At 73.2% G+C, this 24418-nt stretch carries 26 protein-coding genes; 10 read left to right on the forward strand and 16 right to left on the reverse strand.

The annotated features are described in order from the left end of the window. Positions 1-65 precede the first annotated feature (65 nt). The 5 genes from argF to ACZ6ZN_RS05960 form a co-directional block, all read right to left on the reverse strand. Complete coding sequence (argF, locus tag ACZ6ZN_RS05940) at positions 66-1073, reverse strand: ornithine carbamoyltransferase (RefSeq protein WP_469643369.1); 1008 nt, start codon at positions 1071-1073, stop codon at positions 66-68. Positions 1074-1183: 110 nt separating this feature from the next. Further along, complete coding sequence (locus ACZ6ZN_RS05945; RefSeq protein ID WP_469643372.1) at positions 1184-2407, reverse strand: arginine deiminase; 1224 nt, start codon at positions 2405-2407, stop codon at positions 1184-1186. A 168-nt stretch (positions 2408-2575) separates the two neighbouring features. Further along, on the reverse strand, positions 2576-5116 hold the full coding sequence (locus ACZ6ZN_RS05950) for a polynucleotide kinase-phosphatase (RefSeq protein ID WP_398109782.1): 2541 nt from the start codon (positions 5114-5116) through the stop codon (positions 2576-2578). After that, the gene (locus tag ACZ6ZN_RS05955) at positions 5113-6576 is read right to left on the reverse strand and encodes a 3' terminal RNA ribose 2'-O-methyltransferase Hen1 (protein ID WP_469643374.1); all 1464 of its coding nucleotides are present in this window, start codon (positions 6574-6576) and stop codon (positions 5113-5115) included. Before ACZ6ZN_RS05955 ends, ACZ6ZN_RS05950 begins: the two co-directional genes overlap by 4 nt. A gap of 192 nt (positions 6577-6768) precedes the next feature. Continuing rightward, entirely contained in the window at positions 6769-7689 is a 921-nt protein-coding gene (locus tag ACZ6ZN_RS05960) for an LLM class F420-dependent oxidoreductase (RefSeq protein ID WP_469643376.1), read from the reverse strand. A 237-nt stretch (positions 7690-7926) separates the two neighbouring features. Between ACZ6ZN_RS05960 and ACZ6ZN_RS05965 the strand changes: the two genes are divergently transcribed. Then, entirely contained in the window at positions 7927-8109 is a 183-nt protein-coding gene (locus ACZ6ZN_RS05965) for a hypothetical protein (RefSeq protein WP_469643380.1), read from the forward strand. Positions 8110-8895: 786 nt separating this feature from the next. Here ACZ6ZN_RS05965 and ACZ6ZN_RS05970 read toward each other — a convergent pair. From ACZ6ZN_RS05970 to ACZ6ZN_RS05985, 4 genes are all read right to left on the reverse strand, one after another. Beyond that, positions 8896-9366: a DUF6099 family protein gene (locus ACZ6ZN_RS05970; protein ID WP_451878742.1), complete on the reverse strand. Its 471-nt coding sequence runs from the start codon at positions 9364-9366 to the stop codon at positions 8896-8898. Between the two features lie 195 nt (positions 9367-9561). After that, a complete protein-coding gene (locus ACZ6ZN_RS05975) occupies positions 9562-9912 on the reverse strand; it encodes a nucleotide pyrophosphohydrolase (protein ID WP_398109787.1) in 351 nt (116 codons plus the stop codon). Continuing rightward, positions 9905-11113 carry an AAA family ATPase gene (locus tag ACZ6ZN_RS05980; protein ID WP_469643384.1) on the reverse strand — a complete coding sequence of 403 codons (1209 nt, stop codon included), beginning with the start codon at positions 11111-11113 and terminating at the stop codon, positions 9905-9907. Before ACZ6ZN_RS05980 ends, ACZ6ZN_RS05975 begins: the two co-directional genes overlap by 8 nt. 96 nt (positions 11114-11209) lie before the next feature. Then, complete coding sequence (locus ACZ6ZN_RS05985; protein ID WP_398109789.1) at positions 11210-11605, reverse strand: cell division protein SepF; 396 nt, start codon at positions 11603-11605, stop codon at positions 11210-11212. A gap of 322 nt (positions 11606-11927) precedes the next feature. Between ACZ6ZN_RS05985 and ACZ6ZN_RS05990 the strand changes: the two genes are divergently transcribed. The 4 genes from ACZ6ZN_RS05990 to ACZ6ZN_RS06005 all read left to right on the forward strand — a co-directional run bounded on the left by ACZ6ZN_RS05990 (position 11928) and on the right by ACZ6ZN_RS06005 (position 15312). Continuing rightward, positions 11928-13280, forward strand: a complete 1353-nt coding sequence (locus ACZ6ZN_RS05990) for a hemolysin family protein (RefSeq protein ID WP_469643386.1) — start codon at positions 11928-11930, stop codon at positions 13278-13280. Continuing rightward, on the forward strand, positions 13277-14299 hold the full coding sequence (locus ACZ6ZN_RS05995; protein WP_451878739.1) for a hemolysin family protein: 1023 nt from the start codon (positions 13277-13279) through the stop codon (positions 14297-14299). Before ACZ6ZN_RS05990 ends, ACZ6ZN_RS05995 begins: the two co-directional genes overlap by 4 nt. Positions 14300-14685: 386 nt before the next feature. Continuing rightward, positions 14686-14913 (forward strand): hypothetical protein, encoded by a 228-nt coding sequence (locus ACZ6ZN_RS06000; RefSeq protein WP_451878738.1) that lies wholly within the window; start codon positions 14686-14688, stop codon positions 14911-14913. Positions 14914-15138: 225 nt separating this feature from the next. Then, positions 15139-15312, forward strand: a complete 174-nt coding sequence (locus tag ACZ6ZN_RS06005) for a hypothetical protein (RefSeq protein ID WP_451878737.1) — start codon at positions 15139-15141, stop codon at positions 15310-15312. An 89-nt stretch (positions 15313-15401) separates the two neighbouring features. On the opposite strand, the gene ACZ6ZN_RS06010 is transcribed toward ACZ6ZN_RS06005, so the two are convergent. From ACZ6ZN_RS06010 to ACZ6ZN_RS06030, 5 genes are all read right to left on the reverse strand, one after another. Then, entirely contained in the window at positions 15402-15737 is a 336-nt protein-coding gene (locus tag ACZ6ZN_RS06010) for a DUF3140 domain-containing protein (protein WP_398109794.1), read from the reverse strand. A 6-nt stretch (positions 15738-15743) separates the two neighbouring features. After that, positions 15744-15974, reverse strand: coding sequence for a hypervirulence associated TUDOR domain-containing protein (locus tag ACZ6ZN_RS06015; protein WP_398109795.1), 231 nt, complete (start codon positions 15972-15974; stop codon positions 15744-15746). A 117-nt stretch (positions 15975-16091) separates the two neighbouring features. Further along, entirely contained in the window at positions 16092-17153 is a 1062-nt protein-coding gene (locus ACZ6ZN_RS06020; protein WP_469643391.1) for a peptidoglycan recognition protein family protein, read from the reverse strand. 357 nt (positions 17154-17510) lie between these two features. Further along, a complete protein-coding gene (locus ACZ6ZN_RS06025) occupies positions 17511-17759 on the reverse strand; it encodes a hypothetical protein (protein ID WP_469643394.1) in 249 nt (82 codons plus the stop codon). Next, positions 17756-18259, reverse strand: coding sequence for a DUF2243 domain-containing protein (locus tag ACZ6ZN_RS06030; protein WP_398109937.1), 504 nt, complete (start codon positions 18257-18259; stop codon positions 17756-17758). Before ACZ6ZN_RS06030 ends, ACZ6ZN_RS06025 begins: the two co-directional genes overlap by 4 nt. 139 nt (positions 18260-18398) lie before the next feature. Between ACZ6ZN_RS06030 and ACZ6ZN_RS06035 the strand changes: the two genes are divergently transcribed. Beyond that, positions 18399-18692 carry a DUF3253 domain-containing protein gene (locus ACZ6ZN_RS06035; RefSeq protein WP_469643396.1) on the forward strand — a complete coding sequence of 98 codons (294 nt, stop codon included), beginning with the start codon at positions 18399-18401 and terminating at the stop codon, positions 18690-18692. A gap of 111 nt (positions 18693-18803) precedes the next feature. On the opposite strand, the gene ACZ6ZN_RS06040 is transcribed toward ACZ6ZN_RS06035, so the two are convergent. After that, positions 18804-19415, reverse strand: coding sequence for a flavodoxin family protein (locus tag ACZ6ZN_RS06040; RefSeq protein ID WP_469643398.1), 612 nt, complete (start codon positions 19413-19415; stop codon positions 18804-18806). A 259-nt stretch (positions 19416-19674) separates the two neighbouring features. Here ACZ6ZN_RS06040 and ACZ6ZN_RS06045 point away from each other — a divergent pair, with 259 nt between their 5' ends. Genes ACZ6ZN_RS06045 through ACZ6ZN_RS06060 form a run of 4 tightly spaced genes read left to right on the forward strand, consistent with a single transcriptional unit; the run spans position 19675 to position 23710 of the window. Continuing rightward, positions 19675-21519 carry a thiamine pyrophosphate-requiring protein gene (locus ACZ6ZN_RS06045; RefSeq protein ID WP_469643400.1) on the forward strand — a complete coding sequence of 615 codons (1845 nt, stop codon included), beginning with the start codon at positions 19675-19677 and terminating at the stop codon, positions 21517-21519. Then, on the forward strand, positions 21516-21779 hold the full coding sequence (locus ACZ6ZN_RS06050; protein WP_469643403.1) for a hypothetical protein: 264 nt from the start codon (positions 21516-21518) through the stop codon (positions 21777-21779). The genes ACZ6ZN_RS06045 and ACZ6ZN_RS06050 overlap by 4 nt, the downstream gene beginning before the upstream one ends. Before the next feature lie 54 nt (positions 21780-21833). Beyond that, positions 21834-23342 carry a PP2C family protein-serine/threonine phosphatase gene (locus tag ACZ6ZN_RS06055; protein ID WP_469643406.1) on the forward strand — a complete coding sequence of 503 codons (1509 nt, stop codon included), beginning with the start codon at positions 21834-21836 and terminating at the stop codon, positions 23340-23342. Next, positions 23342-23710, forward strand: coding sequence for an STAS domain-containing protein (locus ACZ6ZN_RS06060; protein WP_469643409.1), 369 nt, complete (start codon positions 23342-23344; stop codon positions 23708-23710). The genes ACZ6ZN_RS06055 and ACZ6ZN_RS06060 overlap by 1 nt, the downstream gene beginning before the upstream one ends. Positions 23711-23749: 39 nt before the next feature. Here the strand turns inward: ACZ6ZN_RS06060 and ACZ6ZN_RS06065 are convergent, their stop codons facing one another. After that, positions 23750-24418, reverse strand: a complete 669-nt coding sequence (locus ACZ6ZN_RS06065; protein WP_469643411.1) for a potassium-transporting ATPase subunit C — start codon at positions 24416-24418, stop codon at positions 23750-23752.

Here is a 24418-nt window from a genome sequence, read left to right on the forward strand (position 1 = left end):
GGTGTGTCGCGCGGGCGGCCGCGGAGGAGGGGTGGTTCCGGGCCGCCGGTCAGCATAGGGCCTGTTCAGGCCAGCGTGGCCACCATGACCGCCTTGATGGTGTGCATCCGGTTCTCCGCCTCGTCGAAGACGACCGAGTGGGCGGACTCGAAGACCTCGTCGGAGACCTCCAGGTACTCCCGGCCGTGCGCGGCGTGGACGTCCCGGCCGACCTGAGTGCCCAGGTCGTGGAAGGCGGGCAGGCAGTGCAGGAACGTCACGTCCGGGTTGCCGGTGGCGCGCAGCACGTCCATGGTCACCGCGTACGGGGCGAGGGCGGCGATGCGCTCGGCCCAGACCTCCTTCGGCTCGCCCATGGAGACCCAGACGTCCGTGGCGACGAAGTCGGCACCGCGGACGCCCTCGTCCCGCGTCTCGGTGAGCGTGATGCGCGCCCCGCTGTGCTCGGCGAGCGCCCGGGCCCGCTCGACGACCTCCTCGGCGGGCCAGTAGGCCTTCGGCGCGACCAGGCGCACGTCCATGCCGAGCAGGGCGCCGGTGACCAGGTAGGAGTTGCCCATGTTGAAGCGGGCGTCGCCGAGGTAGGCGAGGGAGATCTCCGTGAGCGGCTTGGCGCAGTGCTCGGTCATGGTCAGCACGTCGGCGAGCATCTGGGTGGGGTGCCAGTCGTCGGTGAGCCCGTTGTAGACGGGCACCCCGGCGTACGCGGCCAGCTCCTCGACCTTCTGCTGGCTGTCGCCCCGGTACTCGATCGCGTCGTACATCCGCCCCAGCACCCGCGCGGTGTCCCTGACGGACTCCTTGTGCCCGATCTGGGAGCCGGAGGGGTCGAGGTAGGTGGTCGAGGCGCCCTGGTCGGCGGCCGCGACCTCGAACGCGCACCGGGTGCGCGTGGAGGTCTTCTCGAAGATCAGGGCGATGTTCCGGCCCCGCAGGTACCGGGTCTCCGCCCCGGCCCGCTTGGCGGCCTTCAGCTCCGCGGCCAGCTCGACCAGGGCGCGGAACTCCTCCCCCGTGAAGTCCAGCTCCTTGAGGAAGTGGCGGCCGGCGAGGGCGGTCGGGACAGTCGCCATGGGGGCGCTCCAGGGATACGGGGACACGGACGATTGGAATACTATACGTGAGTCAGCATGTCTATACGGCCGGTGTCCTGGGAGCGGCGCCGGAGCGCCCCGGGCCGCGCCTACACCGGGTCGCGCTCCACCGGGCAGCTCATGCAGCGCGGGCCGCCCCGGCCCCGCCCCAGTTCGCTGCCCGGGATCTCTATCACCTCGATGCCCTGCTTGCGCAGGTGGGTGTTGGTGGTGGCGTTGCGTTCGTAGGCGACGACGACCCCGGGCTCGACGGCCAGCACGTTGCAGCCGTCGTCCCACTGCTCGCGCTCGGCCGCGTGGACGTCCTGGGTGGCGGTGAGCACCCGGATCTCGTTCAGGCCCAGCGCGGCGGCGATCGCCCGGTGCATGTGCTCCGGCGGGTGGTCGGTCACCTTCAGCTCCTTCTCCCCCACCCCCGGCTCGATGGTGTAGGAGCGCAGCATGCCCAGGCCCGCGTACTGGGTGAAGGTGTCGCCGTCGACCATCGTCATCACGGTGTCGAGGTGCATGAACGCACGCCGCTTGGGCATGTCGAGCGCCACGATCGTCTCGGCGGAACCGGCGGCGAACAGCTTGTGCGCGAGCATCTCGACGGCCTGCGGGGTGGTGCGCTCGCTCATGCCGATGAGGACGGCCCCGTTGCCGATGACGAGCACGTCCCCGCCCTCGATGGTCGACGGGTAGTCGCTCTGCCCCTCGGACCACACGCGGAAGGACTCGTCGCGGAACAGCGGGTGGTGCCGGTAGATCGCCTCGAAGTGCACGGTCTCGCGCTGCCGGGCCGGCCAGCGCATGGCGTTGATGGACACGCCGTCGTAGATCCAGGCCGAGGTGTCGCGGGTGAACAGGTGGTTGGGCAGCGGGCCGATGAGGAAGTCGTCCAGTTCCATGACGTGGAAGCGCACGGAGGTCGGCTCCGGGTGCGCGTCCAGGAACTCACGCTTGGTCATGCCGCCGACCAGCACCTCGGCCAGTTCCCGGCCGGGCAGGGCCTCGAAGGCGGCTCTGAGGTGGTCGGTGGCCAGCGGGCCGTACTCCTTCTCGTCGAAGACCCGGTCCAGGACGAGGGTCCGGGCCGCCGGGACCTCGAGCGTCTCGGCCAGCAGGTCGCCGAAGAGGTGGACGTCGACACCGCGGTCGCGCAGCACGTCGGCGAAACCGTCGTGCTCGGCGCGGGCCCGGCGCACCCACAGCACGTCGTCGAAGAGCAGCGAGGTCTTGTTGCTGGGGGTGAGCCTTTTGAGCTCCAGATCGGGCCGGTGCAGGATGACGCGGCGCAGCCGCCCGGCCTCGGAGTGGACGTGGTATGCCATGCCTCCATCCTGACCACGGAAGCCCGCCTTGACGCGCTCCTCGCGCGTTTCCGTCCCCGGTTGTTCGTTTCCGGGCAACGGCAAGGGGACCACGCGGGGACGACACGGGGGCGACGGCGACCGCGACGCCGGGCCGGGCACCTGTCTCGGTGCCCGGCCCGGCCGCCGTCACAGCCTCGGGTCCACCGGCTCGGACTCCAGGGCCAGCACCCCGAACACCGCCTCGTGCACCCGCCACAGCGGTTCGCCCCCGGCCAGGCGGTCCAGGGCCTCCAGGCCCAGGGCGTACTCGCGGATCGCCAGGGACCGCTTGTGGTTGAGGAACCGCGAGCGCAGCCGCGCCAGGTTCTCCGGGCGCGTGTACTCCGGGCCGTAGATGATCCGCAGGTACTCGCGGCCGCGGCACTTGATGCCGGGCTGCACCAGGCGGCCCTGGCCGTCCCGGACCACCGCGCCCACGGGCTTGACGACCATGCCCTCGCCGCCGCGGCCGGTCATCTCCAGCCACCAGTCGACACCGGCCTGCACCGACACGGGGTCGGCGGTGTCGACGCAGAGCCGCCGGGTGGTCTGCAGCAGGCCGCTCGCGTCGTGCTCGACGAGCCGGTCGAGCAGGGCGAGCTGCTCGTCGTGCGGCAGCGCGGCCAGGCTCCGGCCCTGGACGGCGAGCAGCTGGAACGGGGCCAGGCGGACCCCGTCCAGACCGTCGGTGGTCCAGCAGTAGCGGCGGTAGGCCGCGGTGAACGCGGCGGCGTCGGCCGCCCGGTCACCGGTGCGCTCCAGCAGGCCGGAGACGTCCACGCCCCGGCCGGCCGCACCCCGCAGCGCGTCCAGCGCCCGCGGGAGCACCGCACCGGACGCGGCGCCCACGGCCGCGTACTGCGAGCGCAGCAGCCCGGACGCCTTCAGCGACCAGGGCATCAACTCGGCGTCCAGCAGCAGCCAGTCCGTCTCCAGCTCGTCCCACAGCCCGGCCTCGCCGGCCGCCGCGCGCACCCGGCCGAGGATCTCCTCGGTGAGCGCCTCGTCGTCGAGGAAGGGACGGCCGGTCCGGGTGTAGAGCGACCCGGTGGGACCCTCCACCCCGAAGCGCCGGCGGGCCGCCTCGGCGTCGCGGCACACCAGGACCACCGCGCGGGAGCCCATGTGCTTCTCCTCGCACACCACGCGCGCGACGCCGTCCTCCCGGTACTGGGCGAACGCCTCGGCCGGGTGCTCCAGGTAGCCCTCGACGCTGCTGGTGGCCGTCGGGGCCATCGTCGGCGGCAGGTACGGCAGCAGCCGCGGGTCCACCGCGAAGCGGCTCATGACCTCCAGGGCGGCCGCCGCGTTCTCCTCGCGGATCGCGACGCGGCCCTGGTGCCGGGTCTCCACGACCCGGCGGCCCCGCACGTCGGCCAGGTCCAGCGGCCGGCCGTCCTGGCCGCCGGGTGCCTCGGTGCGCAGCGGCTTCGCCGGCTCGTACCAGACCCGCTCGGCGGGCACCTCGGCCAGTTCGCGCTCCGGCCAGCGCAGCGCGGTGAGCTTGCCGCCGAAGACGGCGCCGGTGTCCAGGCAGATCGTGTTGTTGAGCCAGGTGGCCTCGGGGACGGGCGTGTGCCCGTAGACGACGGCCGCCCGGCCCCGGTAGTCCTCCGCCCACGGGTAGCGCACCGGCAGGCCGAACTCGTCGGTCTCCCCGGTGGTGTCGCCGTACAGCGCGTGGCTGCGGACCCGGCCGGAGGTGCGGCCGTGGTACTTCTCGGGCAGACCGGCGTGGCAGACCACGAGCCGGCCGCCGTCGAGGACGTAGTGGCTGACGAGGCCGTCGAGGAAGCGGCGCACCTCGGCGACGAACTCCTCGCTCTCGCCCGCCATCTGCTCGATGGTCTCCGCGAGCCCGTGCGTGTGCTGGACGTTGCGGCCGCGCAGGTAGCGGCCGTACTTGTTCTCGTGGTTGCCGGGCACGCACAGGGCGTTGCCGGACTTCACCATCGCCATCACGCGGCGCAGCACGCCCGGGCTGTCCGGGCCGCGGTCGACCAGGTCGCCGACGAAGACGGCCGTGCGGCCCTCGGGGTGCACCCCGTCGACGTAGCCCAGCTTGCCCAGCAGGGCCTCCAGTTCGGCGGAGCAGCCGTGGATGTCGCCGATGATGTCGAAGGGGCCGGTGAGGTGGGTCAGGTCGTTGAAGCGCTTCTCGGTGACGACGGTGGCCTGCTCGACCTCCTCGACACCGCGCAGCACGTGCACCTTGCGGAAGCCCTCGCGCTCCAGGTGGCGCAGGGAGCGCCGCAGTTCGCGGGTGTGGCGGTGGACGACCCGGCGGGGCATGTCGGCGCGGTCGGTGCGGGCCGCGTTGCGCTCGGCGCAGACCTCCTCGGGCACGTCGAGGACGATGGCGACGGGCAGCACGTCGTACTGCTTGGCCAGGTCGATCAACTGGCGCCGGGCGTCGGACTGCACGCTGGTCGCGTCCACGACCGTGCGGCGGCCGGCGGCCAGGCGCTTGCCGGCGATGTAGTGCAGGACGTCGAAGGCGTCCTTGGTGGCGCTCTGGTCGTTCTCGTCGTCGGAGACGAGACCGCGGCAGAAGTCGGAGGAGATCACCTCGGTGGGCTTGAAGTGCCTGCGGGCGAAGGTGGACTTGCCGGAGCCGGAGGCCCCGATCAGCACCACCAGGGACAGGTCGGTGACGGGCAGCACGCGCCCCTGCGTCTCGTCGGTCATGCCGCCTTCGCCTCCTTCGGGGTGGTCATCGTGAACACGGCCATCTGCGTGGGCGGCCCGACCTCGGGGTCGTCCGGGCCGACGGGGACGAACTCGACGCCGTAGCCGTGCCGTGCGGCCACCGCGTCCGCCCAGGCGCGGAACTCGGCGCGGGTCCACTCGAAGCGGTGGTCGCCGTGCCGGACGTGACCGGCCGGGAGGCTCTCCCAGCGGACGTTGTACTCGACGTTGGGGGTCGTCACCAGGACCGTGCGCGGCCGGGCCGAGCCGAACACGGAGTACTCCAGGGCGGGCAGCCGGGGCAGGTCCAGGTGCTCGATCACCTCGCTGAGCACGGCCGCGTCGTAGCCCTTGAGCCGGACGTCGGTGTAGGCGAGGGAGCCCTGGAACAGCGTGACGCGGGACGCCTGGCGCTCGCCCATGCGGTCCAGCTTCAGGCGGCGGGAGGCGATGGTGAGCGCGCGCATCGACACGTCGACGCCGACGATCTCGGTGAACGCCGGGTCCTTGAGGAGTGTCTGCACCAACTGGCCCTGGCCGCAGCCGAGGTCGAGCACCCGGGCGGCGCCGGACCGCCTGAGCGCGGTGACGATCGCCTCCCGGCGCTGCACCGCCAGCGGGGTCGGCTTCTCCTCCGTCTCGGTCTCCGCCGCGACCGCGTTGTCGATGTCCTCGACCTCGCTGTCGTCGGCCTCGGCGAGCCGCACCAGTTCCAGCCGCTCGGCCGCCGCACGGGTCAGCGACCAGCGGCGCGTCAGGTAGCGGCTGGTGATGAGCCTCTGCTGCGGGTGGCCGGGCAGCCAGCCCTCACCGGCGCGCAGCAGCTTGTCGACCTCGTCGGGGGCGACCCAGTAGTGCTTGGCGTCGTCGAGGACCGGCAGCAGCACGTACAGGTGGCGCAGGGCCTCGGCGAGGGTGAGCGTGTCCGACTCCAGGACCAGACGCACGTACCGCGAGTCACCCCACTCGGGGAACTCGTTGTCCAGCGGCACCGGTTCGGCCGCGACCCGCCAGCCCAGCGGCTCGAACAACCCGGCCACGAGAGCCGGGCCGCCGCGGGCGGGCAGGGCCGGCACCTCCACGCGCAGCGGCCTCACCTGCCCGGGCAGCTCCGGGCGGGCGTTGCAGACGCCCTTCATGGCGCTGGAGAAGACGCTGCTCAGCGCGACGGCGAGCAGCGAGGAGGCCGCGTAGGGGCGGTCGTTGACGTACTGCGCGAGGGCCGCGTCCGGGGCGCCGCCGCGGCCCTTGCCCCTGCCCTTCCTGACCAGCGCCACCGTGTCGACCTCCAGCAGCAGGGCCGCCGTGCAGCGCCGGTCGTCCGCCTCGGGGTAGAGGACGTGGGCCGTGCCGTGGGAGGTGGAGAACGTCTGCGCCTTGTCGGGATGCTTGTGCAGCAGGTAGCCGAGGTCGGTCGCGGGGCGTTCGGGCGTGCCGGTGGTGGTGATCGTCAGGAACATGCGGAGGGCCTCTCCGGCCGGGTGGACGTCTGGGGTGCCGTGCACGCAAGAGCCCCCAGGAGTGGTGATCCTGGGGGCTCGGCAGGACGACGCCCACAGCTTCGCACACGCGTGCCCACCAGCGCCTTCGGTTATCCGGGCGGCCGGTGGGTCCCGGCGGGCCCCGGCGGGCCCCGGCCTGTTGCGGGCCGGTCAGGACAGCTGCGACTGCACCTGCGCGGAGATCAGCTCCAGGTGGTCCAGGTCGTGCAGGTCGAGGACCTGGAGGTAGATGCGGCTCGATCCGGCCTCGGCGTAGCGGCCGATCTTGTCGACGACCTCGGCCGGGGAGCCCGCCAGGCCGTTGAGCTTCAGCTCGTCGACCTCGCGGCCGATCGCCGCGGCTCGCCGGGCGACCTCCTGGTCGTCCCGTCCGACGCAGACGACCAGGGCGTTGGAGTAGGTCAGGGCGTCACCGCGGCCCGCCTCCTCGGCGGCGGCGCGGACCCGGGCGAACTGTCGCTCGCTGTCCTCGACGGAGGCGAAGGGCATGTTGAACTCGTCGGCGTACCGCGCGGCGAGCCGCGGGGTGCGGGTCGGGCCGTGGCCGCCCACGAGCACGGGGATCTTGCGCTGTGCGGGCTTGGGCAGCGCGGGGGACTCCGTCAGGTCGTAGTACGTGCCGTGGAAGTCGAAGGTCTTGCCGGCTTCCGTCGCCCACAGGCCGGTGACGATCGCAAGCTGCTCCTCGAGACGGGCGAACTTCTCTTTGGGGAACGGGATGCCGTACGCCTTGTGCTCCTCCTCGAACCAGCCCGCGCCGAGGCCGAGTTCGATGCGGCCGCCGGACATCTGGTCGACCTGGGCCACCTGGATCGCCAGCACGCCGGGCAGCCGGAAGGTGCCGGCCGTCATCAGGGTGCCGAGACGGATGCGCTTGGTCTCGCGGGCGAGTCCGGCCAGGGTGATCCAGGCGTCGGTGGGGCCGGGCAGGCCGTCGACGTTGCCCATGCGCAGGTAGTGGTCGGAACGGAAGAAGGCGTCGAAGCCGAGGTCCTCGGTGGCCTTGGCGACGGCGAGCAACGTGTCATAGGTGGCCCCCTGCTGGGGCTCGGTGAAGATGCGCAGGTCCATACCTCCATCCTGCACGCCGGGGTGGACGATCTCGCGGCCGGACCCTCACCCGGGCGGTCCCCGGTCGGGTGAAATTACGTCCATACCGCGGCCCGTGCCCGGTCCGGCCAGTGACCGGCCCCGGCGAAGATCGTTGGCTCGGGCGGAGCCGATCACCCGGCTTCCGCACCGGCCGGTGAGCGCCGGGGCGTCAACGTGTCGGCCTCCGGCTGGGGGCCAGGGGCCGGGGAGGCCGTCATGCCCGAGGGAACCGTGCCGCAGCCGAAGGGGCTGTTGCAGCAGATGGAGGAGCTGATGGCGGCGCTGGACGCGGACCTGTCGGCGCTCGACGCGGACCTCCAGTCGGCGGGTGGGGCGGACCGCGGACCGGAGGTCCGCGGGACGGACCACGCGACGGCGGAGGAGGGCGGGCCGGCGTAGGCGCTGGGCCCGGGGCACGCGGAGGGTTGAGGCGTGCCGCCCCGTTGGGCACTCGGCCTGCCCGGGGTGCGGAGCGAACAGGAACCTGCGCCGCGGCTCCGCGGGGTGACAGGCTGCGCCGCGCCAGACCCCAGGCTTCGCGCCGCGAGCAGCCCCACCCGCAGCTGCGCCGCATCCATGACACCGGCCCACGCGTCCCGGGTCCACCGAGCGCCCAGGCGCGCCCGCAGCCGGGCACGGGGCTTGCCCGGGGGCACCGCGAACGGCCGCCCCGGTGCGCCGTAGCGCGCGGGGCCGCGCCGCGCACGACCCCAGGCCTCGCGCCGCCAGCGGCCCCACCCGCGCTGCCCCGCATCCACGACACCGGCCCACGCTCCCCGGGCCCACCGAGCACCCAGGCGTGCCCACCGTCGGGCGCAGGGCCTGCCCGAGGGGTGCGCGTACAGGGGCCCTCGCCTGGGCGCCGCGGCGCGAGGGGCCGCACCGCGCGGCCACCCCACCGCACCCCGGGGTCCACGCCGTGAGCGGCCGCACCGCGCAGGCCCCCAGGCTTCCCGCCCCGAACGGCTCCACCCGCGCTGCGCCGCATTTATGACACCGGCCACACCCATGCCGGGCCCAGCGAGGGCCCAGGCGTGCCCGGGAATCTGCGGCGAGCAGGAACCCCCGCCGGGGCTCCGTGGCGCACGGGATCCAGCTGCACCCCGGGCCCGTGCCGTCCCGTCTGCGTCAGCGCTCCCTGCGCGATCTGCCTCGTCTCCTCCCCGGAGAGGGCCCGTTCGAGGGCTAGCCCGCTTCCCTTTCCGGGAGGGCCTGTTCGCGGTCGGCGAGTCTGCGGAGCATCTCCAGGACGCGGTCGCGGGACTCGTCCGCCGCGTCGATGGCCTCCATGCACTGCCAGTACGTGCCCTCGTCGTCCGCGGCGCAGGCCAGGGCGACCAGGGCGATGCCGACCTCGCCGAGGAGACCGCCCAGGTACATCAGCGTGTGGCGGGCGTCGCCCAACTCCGTGAGCTGGCCCGCCCGCAGCTCGCCGGGGGCCAGCTCGGGCGCGTCCAGCACACCGCAGCCGCGGCCCGCCAGCTCCGTCAACCCCAGGGCTTCGCCGCGCAGTTCGGGCGGTCCGGCGACCGCGAGGCGGCTGCCGATCGCCTGCGCGAGGGCCTGCGCCTGCCACACCTCGGCCAGGATCTCCCGGACCTCGCCGCCCGCGGCCAGGGACCGTTTGCTCGTCACGATGAGCCGCACCGCTTCCATGCGCTGCCCCCGTCTGTCCCGACGCGCCGCGCGCGTCCGCTGCCCGAACTCCCTTGTTCACTACCCAGAGTGAGGTGCCCTGAGACGAAAAGCCAGAGGAAGACGGAAATTAACGGACAACAATTCGGATTCGGACCGCGGTTCAACTACGCAGAGTGCAAACGGACTGCGCGGCTCCTGTCGTTCACCCGGGCGTCACTCGACCGGGAACCTCCGTTCGTTGCGGTCGATCTTCGCGGCCAGCGCTGCCAGCGGGTCGACGCCGAGCACCTCGCACAGCTGCAGCAGGTACGCGAGCACGTCGGCGACCTCGTCCCTCACGCGGTGCGCGGTGTCCGGGTCGTCCATGACCCGGGCCGACTCCTCGGGGGTCGACCACTGGAAGATCTCGACCAGTTCGGACGCCTCGACGCTCAGCGCGGAGACCAGGTTCTTCGGCGTGTGGTACGGCTGCCAGTTGCGCGCCGCGGCGAATTCGGCCAGGCGGCGCTGGAGGGCCGCCAGGTCCGGGCGTTCGTCGTGCGGGGCGGGGGACGGATCAGTCACGGTCCAGGTCTACCACCGTCACGCCCTCCGTCCCCGCGGCCCACGAAGCGTCGCTGACCGCCCCGACGAGCCTGATGTGCCCCCGCTCGCACATCCGCACCGCCAGCTCCAGCAGTTCCCGCCGCTGCCGCGGGTCCAGCCCCCGGTCGAAACCGTCGGCCAGGACGGTGAGCGTCTGCAGCGCCGCGGGCACCTCGCCGGCCGGGTCGACCTCCAGGACTCCGGGGCCGGTGAGCAGGACCAGCGCCAGGGCGAGGTAGCGGAGCTCGCCGTGCCCGAGCCGGGCGAGGTCCGTGCGCACGCCGGCGCCGCGGTCCAGCAGGGCGCGGACCGAGGCGAGATCGTCCGGGCGGGCGGAGGGAGCCGCCCGGGGCACGGCGGTGAGCGTGCCGGTGGAGTGCCCGGCGTGGACGGGAGCCGACCGCTCGGCGCACACGTCCTCCACGGGCCCGGCGCAGCCGGCCCGTACCGCCGCCACGAACAGCGCGTGCCGGCGGCCGCACTCGGTCCGGGTGCGCCACAGGACGTCGGCGAGGTTGGCGCAGTCGCCGAGGAGCCTGCCGGAACCGGCCGGGACCCGTCCGCGCATGCGGGAGGGCTCGGGGTCGCAGGAGTAGGCGGAGCGCAGGGCGACGACCATCTGCTCGGCGGCGGCGAGCACCCGCCGCTGCCCGGGGGTCCGGCCCGCCACGCGCAGCGGGAGCAGCGCCGTGCCGAGCCGGTCGTCGGGCAGCGGGCCACGGGTCACCGGGGCCGGTCCCGCCGTGTGCCAGGCGGCCTGCACGGTGCGTTTGCGCGGGTCGCGCAGGGCGGTCTCCAGCAGCACCGTCCCGTCCGCCGACAGCCGTTCGCCCACGATGCGCAGGTCCGGTTCGGCCTGCACGGCGAGGTCGAGCCGCACGGGGCCGGCCGGGCCGTCGGCCGTGCAGCCGATGCGGAAGCCGCGCCGATGCTGGGCGTCCGGCCGGGCCCCTTCGGGCACGCAGGCGGCCGGATCCGGGAACACCTCGCCCAGTTCGGCGCCGCCCCCGAGCCGGGCGAGCGCCTCGTACGCCCGGAGCGCGCTCGTCTTCCCCGCTCCGCTGCGGCCGGCGAGGAGGGTGAGCGGCCCGAGCGGGAACGCGGCGCGGCGGTGGCCGGCGAAGGCGGCCAGACGCAGCTCGGTGACACGGGGGCGGTGGGGAAGCGGGGGGTGGGTCATGCCCGGACGGTAGGGCCGCGGGAGCGGGCCGAACCGTTCCGTCTCCGGCCGGTTCCTACGAACGGGCGACCCGCCGGGGGCGGGAGCCGCCGGGGCTCACGCCTCGGGGACGCCGATGCCCTCCATCAGTCCCGTCACCTCGGTCCCGGCGGGCGTCAGCAGGAACACGTTGCGGTCGACGCGGTGCATCCCGCTCGCCAGGCCGAAGACGACCCCGGTGCTGAAGTCCAGCACCCGCTTGGCGACGTCCGTCTCGGCGCTGGTGAGGTCGAGCAGGACCGGCACGCCCGCCATCAGCGTCTCGGCGACGTCGCGGGCGTCGGCGAAGACGTTCACCCGCAGCACGACGAAGCGGCGCCGGGCCTCCGTCATGGCCTCGGGCACCGAGCGGTGGCCGACGGAGGAGGGCCAGGCGTCCCTTCCTCGCAGCGGCACGACCTGGGCGAGCCCCTCCCACTGTTCGTCGGTGACATCGTGGCTGTTCACCGGCATGCTCCGTCCTGGCTGGCACTCGCTGTCTGCATCGGCCAATTGTTGCGCACCGTCACCCGTTCGGCCCAATGCGACACGCTCCGCGATGTCAATGCGGCGCGCAACGGGTTTTCGGGAACGCCCCCGCGGCCTCGCCCGGGCACTGTCATCTACACGGCCGTAGAATCCGGGAACACCGGGGCGGCGGCAGACGTTGAACCGGAGACACACCGCACCTAAGGAGCACGTTCTTGTCCGCCAGACCGACGGACCCTCCGGGGCACAGTCCCCGACCATCCCGCCACGGCATCACTGATCGCGGCACACGGCGGGGTGGTGTTCGATGAGTGCCGCCGACGCCCTGCTGGGCCTGCTCGCCGTGTTCGTGCTGACCGCCGGCACCGGCTACTTCGTGGCCCAGGAGTTCGCGTACGTCTCCGCCGACCGGCTCACCCTGGCCCGTGAGGCCGAGGCCGGCGACCGCCGGGCCGCCCGCGCCCTGAAGGTGCTGGAGCGGCTGTCGTTCATGCTGTCGGGCGCGCAGCTCGGCATCACCGTCACCGGGCTGGTCGTCGGCTTCATCGCCGAGCCGTCGGTGTCCGCCCTGCTCCGGCCCGCCCTGTCCGGCCTCGGCCTGCCCGACGCCGCCGTCGGCGGCGTCTCCGTGCTGCTCGCGTTCGTGCTGGCCACCGTCGTGCAGATGGTGCTGGGCGAGCTGGCCCCGAAGAACCTCGCGATCGCCGTGCCCGAGCGGCTGGCGAAGGCGCTGGCGCCTTCCACGCTGGGCTACCTCAAGGTGGTCGGCCCCCTCGTCCACGTCTTCGACTCCGCGGCGAACAAGCTGCTGCGCAGGGTGGGCATCGAGCCGGTGGAGGAGCTGCACCACGGCGCCACGCTGGAGGAGCTGGGCCACCTGATCGGCGAGTCGCACGAGCAGGGCGCGCTGCCCAAGGACACGGCCGCGCTGCTGGACCACGCCCTGGAGTTCTCCGAGCGCACCCTGGACGAGGTGATGGTGCCGCGCGCCGACGCCGTCTTCGTCCGCCGGGACGCCGTCGCCGGTGAGGCCATCGGCCTGATCGCCCGGCACGGCCACTCCAACTACCCGGTCCTCGGCGACCACCCGGACGACGTCTCCGGCGTGCTGGGCGTGCGCGAGCTGATGGCCCTGCCCGCCTCCCGCGTCGACGGCGCGACGGCGGGCGAGCTGGCCCGGCGGCCGCTGCTGCTGCCCGACACCCTGGCCCTGCCCGACGCGGTCGCACGGATGCGGGAGCACGACGACGAGTTCGCCGTGGTCCTGGACGAGCACGGCGGCGTCGCCGGCATCGTCACCTACGAGGACATCGCCGAGGAGCTGGTCGGCGACATCGCCGACGAGTCGGACACGGTCACGGCCGTCGCCGTCGCCGACGGAAACGGCTGGCTGGTGGACGCCGGCCGCCGGCTCGACGAGGTGGCCGAGGCCACCGGCGTCCGGCTGCCGGAGGACGACGACTACGACACCGTGGCCGGTCTGGTCGTGGACCGGCTCGGCCGCTTCCCGACCGTGGGCGACCGGGTCACGGCCGAACTGCCCGGCGGCGGGAGCGCGCTGATCGAGGTGCGCACGCTGGACCGGCACGTGGCCGACCGGGTACGGATCGGTCCGCCGGCGGCGGCGGAGGAAGCCGCGGAAGCCGAGGAGATGGCGTGAGTTTCCCGATGGCGGTCTTCGTGACCGTGCTGCTGCTGATCGGCAGCGGCTTCTTCGTGGCGGCCGAGTTCGCACTGGTCGCCGCCAAGCGGCACCGCATGGAAAAGGCGGCGGCCGAGGGCCGGCGCGGCGCCGGGGCGGCCCTGGCCGGGATGCGCGAGCTGTCGCTGATGCTGGCCGGTGCCCAGCTGGGCATCACCGTGTGCACGCTCGGCCTGGGCTCGGTGTCCAAACCGGCGATCTCCCACGAGCTCGACCCGCTGCTGCACGCCCTGGGCCTGCCCAGCGCGGTCAGCTACGGTGTGGCCTTCGCCGTCGCCATGATCGTCGTGGTGTTCCTGCACATGGTGGTCGGCGAGATGGCGCCCAAGTCCTGGGCCATCGCCCACCCCGAGCGCTCCGCCATGCTGCTCTCGCCGCCGTTCCGTGCGGTGGTGCGGGCCGTGCGCCCGCTGATCCGGCTGCTGAACCGGGTGAGCAACGGCCTGGTACGGCTGTGCCGGGTCGCCCCGCGCGACGAACTGGCCCCGGTCCACGACCGGGAGCAGCTGACGCACCTCGTGGAGGAGTCCGAGCGGCTGGGCCTGATCAGCACGACCGATTCGGAGCTGCTGACCCGCTCCCTGACCGAGCCGGAGACGCCGGTGGCGGCGCTGCGCGTCCCGGCCGCCGACATCACCTGGGTCGAGGGCGGCGCGGACGTCGAGGCGCTGCTGCGGCTGGCCGCCGAGCACGACCGGACACGGCTGCTGGTGCGGGAGCGGGGTGCGGTCCTGGGGTCCGTGCACGCCCGGGACGCCCTGGTCGCCCGAGCCCGGGGCCGCGCCACGTCCGCGCGGGAACTGGCCCGGCCGGTTCCGGAGCTGACCGAGGCCACCACGGTCGCCGACGCCATCGAGGTGCTGCGCCGCCGCCGGGCCTCCCTGGCGGTGGTCCGGGACGACGCGGGCCGGCTGACCGGCCTGGTCACCCTGGACGATCTCCTGGCCCGCCTGATGCAGCCGGCCGCGGCGGCGTGACGCCGCGGCTGGCCGTTCCGCGAGGCGGCCCGCCCGATCGCCCCACCCGGGGCGCCGGGACCGTTCGGCGGACCGGGCCCCGGCGCCCGGATCTCCCACGGATCTGCACACCGCCCGCCCGGGGGCGGCGGCCCGCCCGGGTCGCCGTCACCCGGCACGCGCGGCGCGGGAATGCGGCACCGAATGGCCCGCTTCGTCATTCCGGGCGCAACCCTTCGGGTCGCCGCGGGCCGCCGGACTTCGTGAATGAGTGGGGTTTTCCTGTGACCCCGCGGTCACAGCGGTGAAAACCGTCGGGGATCGACACGTCGAACTGCCCGTCACCGACTGGCCGTTCCGCTTCGGCGGTGTTTTGATCCTGCGACATTCACGCGAAGGGAATTCCCATGCATCTCACCGACCCGGCCCACAGCATCGAGCTCCCCGACGCCGAGCTGGAGAACGTCTGCGGCGGCAACGCCGGCGTGGGCGCCTCCGCGAGCCTCGTCGGCGGTCTGTCCACCGGCCTGGTCACGCCGGTGACCGCCGGTGCCTGCGCCGACCTCCAGGCCGTGCTGACGCCGCAGGGCGCCGCGGCGGGCGCGCACACGGGCGTGCACACCACCTCGCTCTGAGCGACCGCGCGCAGAAGGCCCCGGGACGACTCCCGGGGCCTTCTGCGTGCCGGCAGGGCGAGCATCGCGCCGTACCCCCATTGCAGCGGGTCACACATGTGGGGATTGTGCGAAACCCGTGACGGAAATCTGCACGGGACGGGGGTGGGTAAGGCGCCGGAAAGGCGTGTCGCAGACTTACCCGGTCCCTTCAGACCTCGCCCGACACAGCGATAGGAAAACACGGTGACGACCGACACGACCCGGATCGAAGAACTGCCGATCTACGAAAGCCTCATACGTGAACGCGGCGATGTCGTCGAGGAGGCCCGCGCGGTCTCCGAGGAGACCCAGCACCGCATGAGCCAGGCGCTCGCCGGGCACGCCGTACCCGCGCAGGAGGAGCCCGCCGAGCACTGAGCCCGGGCCGTCACATCTGCCGCCGTGCCGTGCGCAAGGCCAGCGGGGGGCGCGGGCTGTACCTCCCGTCGCGCCGCTGGACCGGGCCGTCACCCGTCGAGCGGGTCGTGACCCCAGTTCATCAGCGAGTACCGCCACTTCGTGTCCCGCACGTCCCCGGAGGGGCGCTGGGCCAGGTGGCGGCGGACGTACCCGACGACCTTGCGCATGTGCTGGTAGTCGTCGTCCGTGAGGTCGCCCTTCCCGGCCCGCAGGATCTCCACGATCCGGCGCCCGGAGGCGTGCCCGGTGGACTCGCCGCCGTCCTTGTGCTGACCGGCGCTCTGCGAGTCGTCGGACTCCAGCCACTTCTCCAGTTCGGCCGGTGACATGTTCACCAGCTCACGGAACTCTTTCCAGGTCTCCTCGCGCTGCCCGTCGTCCACGCCGCCTCACTTCTTCTTCTTGAGCGCGGACGGCTTGTGCACGGCGGTCCGGCCCGACTTGTCGCTGCGCACCTCGTACTGCGGGTCGTCGGGCGACGCGTCGACCGTCCGGCCCGCCGCCTCCGTCCGTTCGGTGATCTTCCGCTCGACCTCGCCCTCGGCGGTGCTGCCGTGGCTGCTCCAGGTGACCTTGTCGCCCTTCTTCGGCCGGTCGCCTTCGCTGCGGTTCTTCGCCATGCCGGTACTCCCTCGGGGTGACGTGCCGTCCCTCCAGCCTGCGGGTGCGCTCCGCACACCGCAGCTCGGCGGACGTCAACCGGGTACCCGCACAGGAGAGCCGCTCACGGCTGCTCCCTACGGCTCCTCCCACACGAGCGCCGTCAGCACCGCGCTCGCGACGGTGACCGGGACGGCGGCCTGGTTCAGCAGCCGCACCCGCATGCCGCGCCCGGAGGCCAGCCGCTTCGTCAGCGGCACGACGGCGAAGGTGCCGCCGGCGGTCCCGACGATCTCGTGCAGGGGGTGGTCGGACCGCAGCTCGTCACCCTGGTACTCCGACATGCGCGCCTGGACGACGGCGCCCGCCGGCAGGCCCTCCAGGTGCAGGCTGACGGTGCCCGTGAAGCGGGCGGGCCCCCGCACGAAGACGCTGCCGCCGGAAGCGTGGTCGCCGGCCTCGTCGGCCCACTCGGTGGCGAACTCCACCGAGTCCCAGGCGCCGGGCCGCAGCGGGTACGGCCGGGTCACTCCGAGGTTGACGTACTCGGGCATGGGGTCCTCTCCTTTCCAGCGGCCCGCGGGCAGGGCCAGGGCGTCGGCGACGTCGCGCCGGAAGTCGGCCATGTCGAACCCGCGCGGATCGACCTTCCAGTCGCTCCACTCCAGATGGCCGATCGTGCTCCTGCGGCCCCAGCCGTGGGCGCGGCAGACCGCCGCGGTGGCCTTGACCATCGCGAGGTACTGGGCGGGCGGCCAGGGGTCCTTGCCGTCGCCCTTGTTCTCGCACTCCCAGCCGTAGAAGCGGGCGTTGCCGTCGACCGAGCCGGCGGATCCGTCGTGTTCGTGCGTGGCGGGCGGGTAGGTGCCGTACGACTCGCCGATGACGGCGTTCAGCACGTCGCGGTCGCCGCCCCCGGCGTGGTTGGCCCGGCCGTTGCCGGTCAGGTGGACCACGCCGTCCTTGGTGATGCAGCCGGTGGCGAGGGGGCCGGGCAGGGCGCTGTGGCCGCGGTAGATCAGGCCGACGACGTCCGTGCCCGGGCCGGTGACGGTGTGATGGATCATCACCCCGTGCACGGGCCCCCAAGGGCCCACGTGGTTGCGGTTGTTGGTGCGCCATCCGGCCACCTCGTGGACGGCGCAGCCCTCGGCCTTCAGCGCGGCGACGAGCCGGGCGGCGGTGAGCGGGGTGGCCATGACTGGGTCCTCCGTTCCGGCGTGGGGTACCGGTCTGAAGACGGTGCGAACACACCTGGGGAGCGCGTCGGCTGGGGGACGCGGGGGTCGACTTTCCTGTACATACGTGCGGTTGGGGGGAAGCGTTGAACGGGCCGGGCGCCGTCTCGCGGAGCCTGCGCGGTGCGGTCCCGTGCAGGGGCCCGGGATGCGGTTATTCCCGCGGCTCACCCCCCTGCTCACCTTCACCGGACCGCGACTGCGAATTCGGCGCGAATACGACGCTGTCGACCGCCGCGCCGCCTGCGCGCGACAGCCTCCGAGGGGTGGCGGCAGCAACCGCCGCCCCTCGGAGGCTGTTCGAACGTGCCCGGCGGGTCAGGCGCCGAGGCGGGTCACGGAGGCGTCCAGGCGAGCGGCGATCTCCTCCAGCTCGTGGCGCGACGGGACCTCACCGTCCAGCCCGGTGAGGAGGTTCCTCCGGGAGGCGATCTCCAGGGCCCCTCGGTAGTCGTCCGTCTCCAGGGCCGACGCGGGGACGACCGCGGCGGCACCCGACACCACGACGAGGACCGGGTCGTCGGCGTCGGACTCCAGCAGGTCCTTGATCTGCTCAGGGGTGATCATGACAGTGGCTTCCTCCGTGTTCGTGATGCGTGACTCCGCCCCGCGCGGACGGCCAGCCCGGTGCCGACGAGGAGCAGCACCAGCGCGGCGATGTTCCAGGCCCAGTCGTACGGCGTGACGTCGACGCCGTAGCGGATCTGGTGCAGGCGCAGCAGCTTGTGGTCGACGATGCCGTCGAACAGCTGGAAGGCGCCCAGTCCCAGGAAGAAGCCCGCCCAGGCGTGGGCCCGGTCGAGCGAGCGCCGGCGGCGAAGGTCGGCGAAGAGAAAGAATCCGGCCACCAGGCCCAGCAGTTCGGCACTGTGCAGCAGACCGTCCGACAGCAGACCCACGCTGGTGGTGGACCGGTCGTAGAAGTGGTGCCAGCCGAGGATCTGGTGGAAGACGATCTCGTCGACCGCCGCCATCACGGCGGCCCCGATCAGCGCGCAGACGGCCGTCGTCCGCCGTGGCTCGGGCCGGGCGACCGCCGGGGTGCCCGGCCGGGCCGCTCGCGTCATGGACATCCGCCTCCGTCCGTGCGTTCCGCCTGCCGTCCACTCCGCGGCGGCCCGCACCGGGTACCCACACCGCCGCGCTTGTCGCACCCCCGTCCCCGCCGCCGCCCGCTCCCCGGCGGACGGTGCCAGACTGGAGAGCGTGGCGCAGACGGATCGGCAGCTCGAGAAGCGGCTGGAGCGGGCCATCATGGACCTGCTGGAGCGGCGGGCGGCCACGTCCTCCATCTGCCCGTCGGACGCCGCGCGGGCGGCCTACGACGGTGACGACGACGGCTGGCGGGCGCTGATGGACCCGGCCCGCCGGGCGGCCTGGCGCCTGGTCGCGGCCGGGGAGGTCGAGGTGACCCAGGCCGGCCGCCCCGTGTCGGAGACGGAGGCCCGCGGCCCCCTCCGCATCCGCCGCGCAACACCCCGCCGTCCGGATTCCGGGTGACCGCCCCGCCCTCGTCCGGCCGAGGTCACCAGCCCGTTCCTTCCTGTCCTGCGCGCCTTCGCCGGTCACGTCCGGGGCCGGCCGCGAGGTCGCGGGCCGGGCGACCGCGGCTCACTGGGGCGGAGCGTCCAGTGGGTTCGCGGCGAGCGCACGCGCGGTGCCGTGCAGGTTGGCCGCCATCGCGCGCCCGGTCTTGTGGGCCCAGTCGTGGCCGCGCCGGTCGTCGAGGTAGTCCGGGCCGGGCCCGGGGCCCAGGTGCCAGTAGGTCCACGACTGTCCGGGGACGGTGTAGCCGATGTCGCACAGGGCGCCGTTGATCTCGCTGATCACGTGGTGCGCCCCGTCCTCGTTGCCGGTGACGACGACTCCCGCGACGCGGTTGTAGGCGACGGGGCGCTCCTCGTCGTCCGTCTCGGACAGCATGGCGTCCATGCGCTCCAGGACCCGCTGGGCGACCGAGGACGGCCGGCCGAGCCAGGTCGGGGACGCGATGACGAGGATCTGCGCCTCCAGCAGCTTGGCGTGCACCGCGGGCCAGTCGTCACCGGCGGCGACGGCTTCGCTGACCACGCCGGGATGGATGTCGAGGTCCACCGCCCGGACGTACTCGACCTCGACGCCGGCGTTCTCGGCCAGCCAGTCGCCGACGACCTCGGCCAGCGCGGCGGTGTTGGACGGCTCGGGGGACTTCTTGAGCGTGCAGTTGATCACGAGTGCCTTCATGAGACAGCCGTACCCCGCTGCGGGCCGCGGACCCGGCCCTGCACCCGACCGGGCCAAGCCGGCGGCCAGCCGCGGCCGGGCCTCGGACGACCCGGCGGCCACCCGCGGCCGGCGCTCGGACGACCGGGCGGACTCCCCGACTCCGGCGTTTCGCCGGTAACCGCTCGGTTACCCCTGAAGAGTCGTCTCCTCGCGCGCCCCCAGCACGGTCCGGACGCCGGGGACAGTGGTTCACCGACGGGATCGGAACGGAGCTTGCATGGCCAGCACCAAGGTGTCCGACTACATCCTCCAGCGGCTGCGCGAGTGGGATGTCGACCACGTCTTCGCCTACGCGGGCGACGGCATCAACGGTCTGCTGGCGGCCTGGGGGCGGGCGGACAACCAGCCGAAGTTCGTCCAGGCACGGCACGAGGAGATGGCCGCGTTCCAGGCCGTCGGCTACGCGAAGTTCTCCGGCAAGGTAGGAGTGTGCGCGGCCACCTCCGGCCCCGGCGCCATCCACCTGCTGAACGGGCTCTACGACGCCAAGCTCGACCACGTTCCCGTCGTGGCGCTGGTGGGCCAGACCAACCGCAGCGCCATGGGCGGCTCCTACCAGCAGGAAGTGGATCTCGCGAGCCTCTACAAGGACGTCGCCTCCGACTTCTGCGAGACGGCGACGGTGCCCGAGCAGCTTCCGAACCTGATCGACCGCGCGTTCCGCACCGCCTACGCCAAGCGCACCGTGACGGCGATCATCCTGCCCGCAGACGTGCAGGAGCTGGACTACAGCCCGCCCACGCACGCCTTCAAGATGGTGCCCTCCAGCCTGGGGCTGGGACGGTACGCGCCGGTCCCGGCCGACGAGGACCTCCAGCGCGCCGCGGACCTGCTGAACGCCGGCGAGAAGGTCGCGGTGCTCATCGGGCAGGGGGCCCGCGGCGCCCGGGAGGAGGTCGAGCGGCTGGCGGACGTGCTCGGCGCCGGCGTGGCCAAGGCCCTGCTCGGCAAGGACGCCCTGCCCGACGACCTGCCCTACGTGACCGGCTCCATCGGGCTGCTGGGCACCCGCCCCTCGTACGAGCTGATGCAGGACTGCGACACCCTGCTGATGATCGGCTCCAGCTTCCCGTACACGCAGTTCATGCCGGAACTGGACCAGGCGCGTGCCGTGCAGATCGACATCGACCCGTTCATGATCGGTCTGCGCTACCCGAACGAGGTCAACCTCGTCGGCGACGCCCGCGAGACGCTCCGGCGGCTGCTGCCCCGCCTGCACCGCAAGCAGGACCGGACGTGGCGGGAGAAGATCGAGAAGGACGTCGCCCGCTGGTGGGAGGTCATGCAGCGCCGCGCCGCCGTCAGCGCCGACCCCGTCAACCCGGAGTACGTCGTCCACGCCCTGGACGGCAAGCTGCCCGACGACGCGATCCTGAGCGCGGACTCCGGCTCGGCCGCCAACTGGTACGCCCGTCACCTGCGGCTGCGCGGCCGCATGCGCGGCTCCCTGTCCGGGACCCTGGCCACCATGGGCCCCGGTGTGCCGTACGCGATCGGGGCCAAGTTCGCCCACCCCGACCGGCCCGCCATCGCCCTGGTCGGCGACGGCGCCATGCAGATGAACGGCATGATGGAGATGGTCACCGCCGCGAAGTACTACCGCGAGTGGTCCGACCCGCGGCTGATCGTGGCCGTGCTGAACAACGGCGACCTCAACCAGGTCACCTGGGAGATGCGCGCCATGTCCGGGGCTCCCCAGTTCGAGGAGTCGCAAGCCATCCCCGACCTGCCCTACGCCGACATCGCCCAGCGCATGGGGCTGGACGGGGTGCGGGTGGAGAAGCCCAAGCAGGTCGAGGCCGCCTGGGACCGGGCCCTGGCCGCGGACCGGCCGTTCGTCATCGACTTCCGCACCGACCCGGGCGTGCCGCCGATCCCGCCGCACGCCTCGCTGGACCAGATCGAGGCGGCGGCCACCGCGATCCTCAAGGGCGACAGCGACCGCGGCTCCATGGTGAAGCAGGGGCTGAAGGCCAAGGTGCAGGAGATGCTCCCCGGCAGCCGGCACCGCGCCGACCGCCCCGGCGCCGGCAAGCACGACAGCACCGAAGAGAACAAGTGACCCAGAGGGTCCCGCGAGGTCAGGCGCTCCACGACGGGCCCGTCGTGGAGCGCCTGGCCGTCTCGGTGTACCGGATCCCCACCGATCTGCCCGGCGGCGACGCCACCCTGGCCTGGGACGCGACGACCCTGGTGCTGGTCGAGGCCACGGCGGCGGATGTGACGGGGCTCGGCTCCACCTGCCCGCCACGCCCTGCCTGTGCCGCCGATCCGGTGCCGGGCCGACGGCGGAATTGGTGTTCGGGCCTGTGGCCGATCTAGGCTGCGCCGTTCGTGCCGTTCACGGCGGCAGCCCATCCACGGAGAGGAAAGCCGATGACGCAGGCTGCATCGGCCACCGACCCGGCTCCCGGGCGTCGCCCCGAGCTGGTCCCCGACCAGGACGTGGAGGCGGCCCGTATCGCGGCGGTGCGCCGCTACGACATCCTCGACACTCCCCCCGACGGGGCGTTCGACCGGGTGGCGGCGATGGCCGCCCGGCTCTTCGACGTGCCGGTGGCGACCGTCACCATCGTGGACACCGATCGCATCTGGTTCAAGGCCGCCCACGGCCTGGAGGGTGTCGCGGAGATCGGTCGTGATCCGGGCCTGTGCGGCTCGGCGATCCTGCGCGACGACGCGATGGTCATCCCCGACACGCTCAAGGACCCCGTCGCGGCGGACAATCCGCTGGTCGCCGGGGAGATGGGGGTGCGCTTCTACGCCGCCGCACCGATCGTCACCCCCGAGGGGCACCGGCTGGGCACGGTCAACGTCCTCGACACCCGGCCACGCTCGATCACCGAGGAGGACACCGCCACCCTGGCCGATCTCGCCGCGATCGTGCTGGACGAGATGGAGCTGCGGCTGTCGGCGCTGCGCGCCCTCCGCGACGAGCAGGCCCGCCGGGAGGCGGAGAAGCGGCATGCCGAGGCGGAACGGGCGCGGGCCGAAGCGGAACGGGCGCGGGCCGAGGCGGAACGGGCGGCGCGGGAGAAGGCGGAGCAGGACAAGGCCGCCATAGCCGCCTTCGCCTCCACCCTCCAGCGCACCCTGCTGCCCCCGGCCCTTCCCGTGGTGCCGGGCCTGGAGCTGGCCTGCCACTACCGCACCGCCTCGGTCCACGACGTGGGCGGCGACTTCTACGACGTCTTCCCTCTCGACGGCGACCGGTGGGCGTTCTTCCTCGGTGACGTGTGCGGCAAGGGGCCCGAGGCGGCGACCGTCACCGCCCTGGCCCGCCACGCCCTGCGGGCCGCGGCCCAGATCGACGCCGATCCCGTCACGGTGCTGAGCGCCCTCAACACCGTGCTGCTCACCGACGTCACCGCCGGCCGCCGCTTCTGCACCGTCCTCTTCGGCCTCCTGGAGCCCCGGCAGGACGGCGGCTTCACCGTGACCGTGGCCACCGGCGGCCACCCGCCGGCCTACCTCGTGCGCCCCGACGACAGCGGCGCCGTCTGGGTGCGGACCGTACGCCCCCAGGGCGGGATGCTGGTGGGTGCCTTCCCCCAGGCGCCCTTCGCCCAGACCACGTTCTCCCTGACGGCCGGCGAGAGCCTGTTCCTGTACACCGACGGGCTGATCGAGGCCCGCACCACCGAAGGCGCCCTGCTCGGTGAGGACGGCCTGGCCGGCTTCCTCCACCAGCGCACCGGCCCTGTCACCGCCAACTCCCTGGTCGAGGACAGCATCACCTTGCTGGCCTCGCTGCCCGACGGTGGAGCCCGCGACGACGTGGCTCTGCTGGCCCTGTCCGTCCCCCACCCCGACACCACACCCGACGGCGGTGTCGCCGCCACCGCCCACACCGCCGCCGCGCCCGACCACTTCGGCCAGGAGTGATGACCGACGTGACCGACACGCTGCACCTGACCGTCCAGCACCCCCGTCCCGGCCTCGCGATCGCCACGGTCGTCGGCGACGTGGACACCCGCACCGCGGACGCCCTGCGTCGCGAGGCGTCGGGAGTTTTCGAACAGGGATGCCCACATCTGGTACTGGACCTGTCGCAGGTCGGCTTCTGCGACTCCGCCGGTCTGAGCGCGCTCATCGGCCTCTGGCACGCCGCCCAGGCGGTGGGGGGTGGGATCGCCCTCGCCGACGTCCCCGACCGCCTGATGCGGATGCTCGTCCTCACCGGCGTCGACGCGGTGCTCCCGGTCCACGCCACCGCCGCCGAAGCAGTCACCGCCATGCTGCGGGGCCACTGAGCCGGCCGGGGTGCAGCGCACGGCCTGCGACAGACGCTCTCAGTTCTTCGCCACGCGTTCCTCGAGGGCGATGTTGAGCCCGAGGACGTTCACGCGCGGCTCGCCCATGAAGCCGAGGGTGCGGCCCTCGGTGTGCTCGTCGACGAGCTTGCGCACCTCGGCGACGGGCAGACCGTTCCTCTCGGCGACCCGGTGGACCTGGAGGCCGGCGTACTGCGGGGAGATGTCCGGGTCCAGTCCGGAGCCCGAGGAGGTGACGGCGTCCGCGGGGACCTGGGACGGCTGCACCCGGTAGGTGCTCGTGGAGTTGTCCTCGACGACGGCGGTCCTCGCGTCCTTCACCCACTGGAGGAGCTCCTCGTTGTCGGCGGAGCGGTTGGTCGCGCCGGACAGGACGAGCTGGTACCGGGTGTTGACGGTGTTGGTTCCGAGGCCGTTCTGCGGGCGGCCCTGGAACCACCTCAGGTCCGGGGCGGGAGTCTCCTGGCCCTCCTTCAGAGGCAGGTTGTACGCCTGCCCGATGAGGGAGGAACCGACGACCCTGCCGCCCGCTCTCACCTCGGAACCGTTCGCCTTGCCGGGGAACAGCCCCTGCGCGATGCCGGTGACGACCAGCGGATAGAGGACACCGGTCACCAGGGTCAGTACGAGGAGGGCCCGCAGGGCCGCCCCCAGCAGCCGGGCGGTGTTCGATACGGAGGTGTTCAT

The organism is Streptomyces sp. NPDC053665 (assembly GCF_055585285.1).

Excerpts from the sequence above, each read along its gene's own strand:
- argF (WP_469643369.1), bottom strand. The coding sequence starts at position 1,073 with ATGGCGACTGTCCCGACCGCCCTCGCCGGCCGCCACTTCCTCAAGGAG.
- ACZ6ZN_RS05945 (WP_469643372.1), bottom strand. The coding sequence starts at position 2,407 with ATGGCATACCACGTCCACTCCGAGGCCGGGCGGCTGCGCCGCGTCATC.
- ACZ6ZN_RS05950 (WP_398109782.1), bottom strand. The coding sequence starts at position 5,116 with ATGACCGACGAGACGCAGGGGCGCGTGCTGCCCGTCACCGACCTGTCC.
- ACZ6ZN_RS05955 (WP_469643374.1), bottom strand. The coding sequence starts at position 6,576 with ATGTTCCTGACGATCACCACCACCGGCACGCCCGAACGCCCCGCGACC.
- ACZ6ZN_RS05960 (WP_469643376.1), bottom strand. The coding sequence starts at position 7,689 with ATGGACCTGCGCATCTTCACCGAGCCCCAGCAGGGGGCCACCTATGAC.
- ACZ6ZN_RS05965 (WP_469643380.1), top strand. The coding sequence starts at position 7,927 with ATGCCCGAGGGAACCGTGCCGCAGCCGAAGGGGCTGTTGCAGCAGATG.
- ACZ6ZN_RS05970 (WP_451878742.1), bottom strand. The coding sequence starts at position 9,366 with ATGGAAGCGGTGCGGCTCATCGTGACGAGCAAACGGTCCCTGGCCGCG.
- ACZ6ZN_RS05980 (WP_469643384.1), bottom strand. The coding sequence starts at position 11,113 with ATGACCCACCCCCCGCTTCCCCACCGCCCCCGTGTCACCGAGCTGCGT.
- ACZ6ZN_RS05985 (WP_398109789.1), bottom strand. The coding sequence starts at position 11,605 with ATGCCGGTGAACAGCCACGATGTCACCGACGAACAGTGGGAGGGGCTC.
- ACZ6ZN_RS05990 (WP_469643386.1), top strand. The coding sequence starts at position 11,928 with ATGAGTGCCGCCGACGCCCTGCTGGGCCTGCTCGCCGTGTTCGTGCTG.
- ACZ6ZN_RS06000 (WP_451878738.1), top strand. The coding sequence starts at position 14,686 with ATGCATCTCACCGACCCGGCCCACAGCATCGAGCTCCCCGACGCCGAG.
- ACZ6ZN_RS06015 (WP_398109795.1), bottom strand. The coding sequence starts at position 15,974 with ATGGCGAAGAACCGCAGCGAAGGCGACCGGCCGAAGAAGGGCGACAAG.
- ACZ6ZN_RS06020 (WP_469643391.1), bottom strand. The coding sequence starts at position 17,153 with ATGGCCACCCCGCTCACCGCCGCCCGGCTCGTCGCCGCGCTGAAGGCC.
- ACZ6ZN_RS06025 (WP_469643394.1), bottom strand. The coding sequence starts at position 17,759 with ATGATCACCCCTGAGCAGATCAAGGACCTGCTGGAGTCCGACGCCGAC.
- ACZ6ZN_RS06030 (WP_398109937.1), bottom strand. The coding sequence starts at position 18,259 with ATGACGCGAGCGGCCCGGCCGGGCACCCCGGCGGTCGCCCGGCCCGAG.
- ACZ6ZN_RS06040 (WP_469643398.1), bottom strand. The coding sequence starts at position 19,415 with ATGAAGGCACTCGTGATCAACTGCACGCTCAAGAAGTCCCCCGAGCCG.
- ACZ6ZN_RS06045 (WP_469643400.1), top strand. The coding sequence starts at position 19,675 with ATGGCCAGCACCAAGGTGTCCGACTACATCCTCCAGCGGCTGCGCGAG.
- ACZ6ZN_RS06055 (WP_469643406.1), top strand. The coding sequence starts at position 21,834 with ATGACGCAGGCTGCATCGGCCACCGACCCGGCTCCCGGGCGTCGCCCC.
- ACZ6ZN_RS06060 (WP_469643409.1), top strand. The coding sequence starts at position 23,342 with ATGACCGACGTGACCGACACGCTGCACCTGACCGTCCAGCACCCCCGT.
- ACZ6ZN_RS06065 (WP_469643411.1), bottom strand. The coding sequence starts at position 24,418 with ATGAACACCTCCGTATCGAACACCGCCCGGCTGCTGGGGGCGGCCCTG.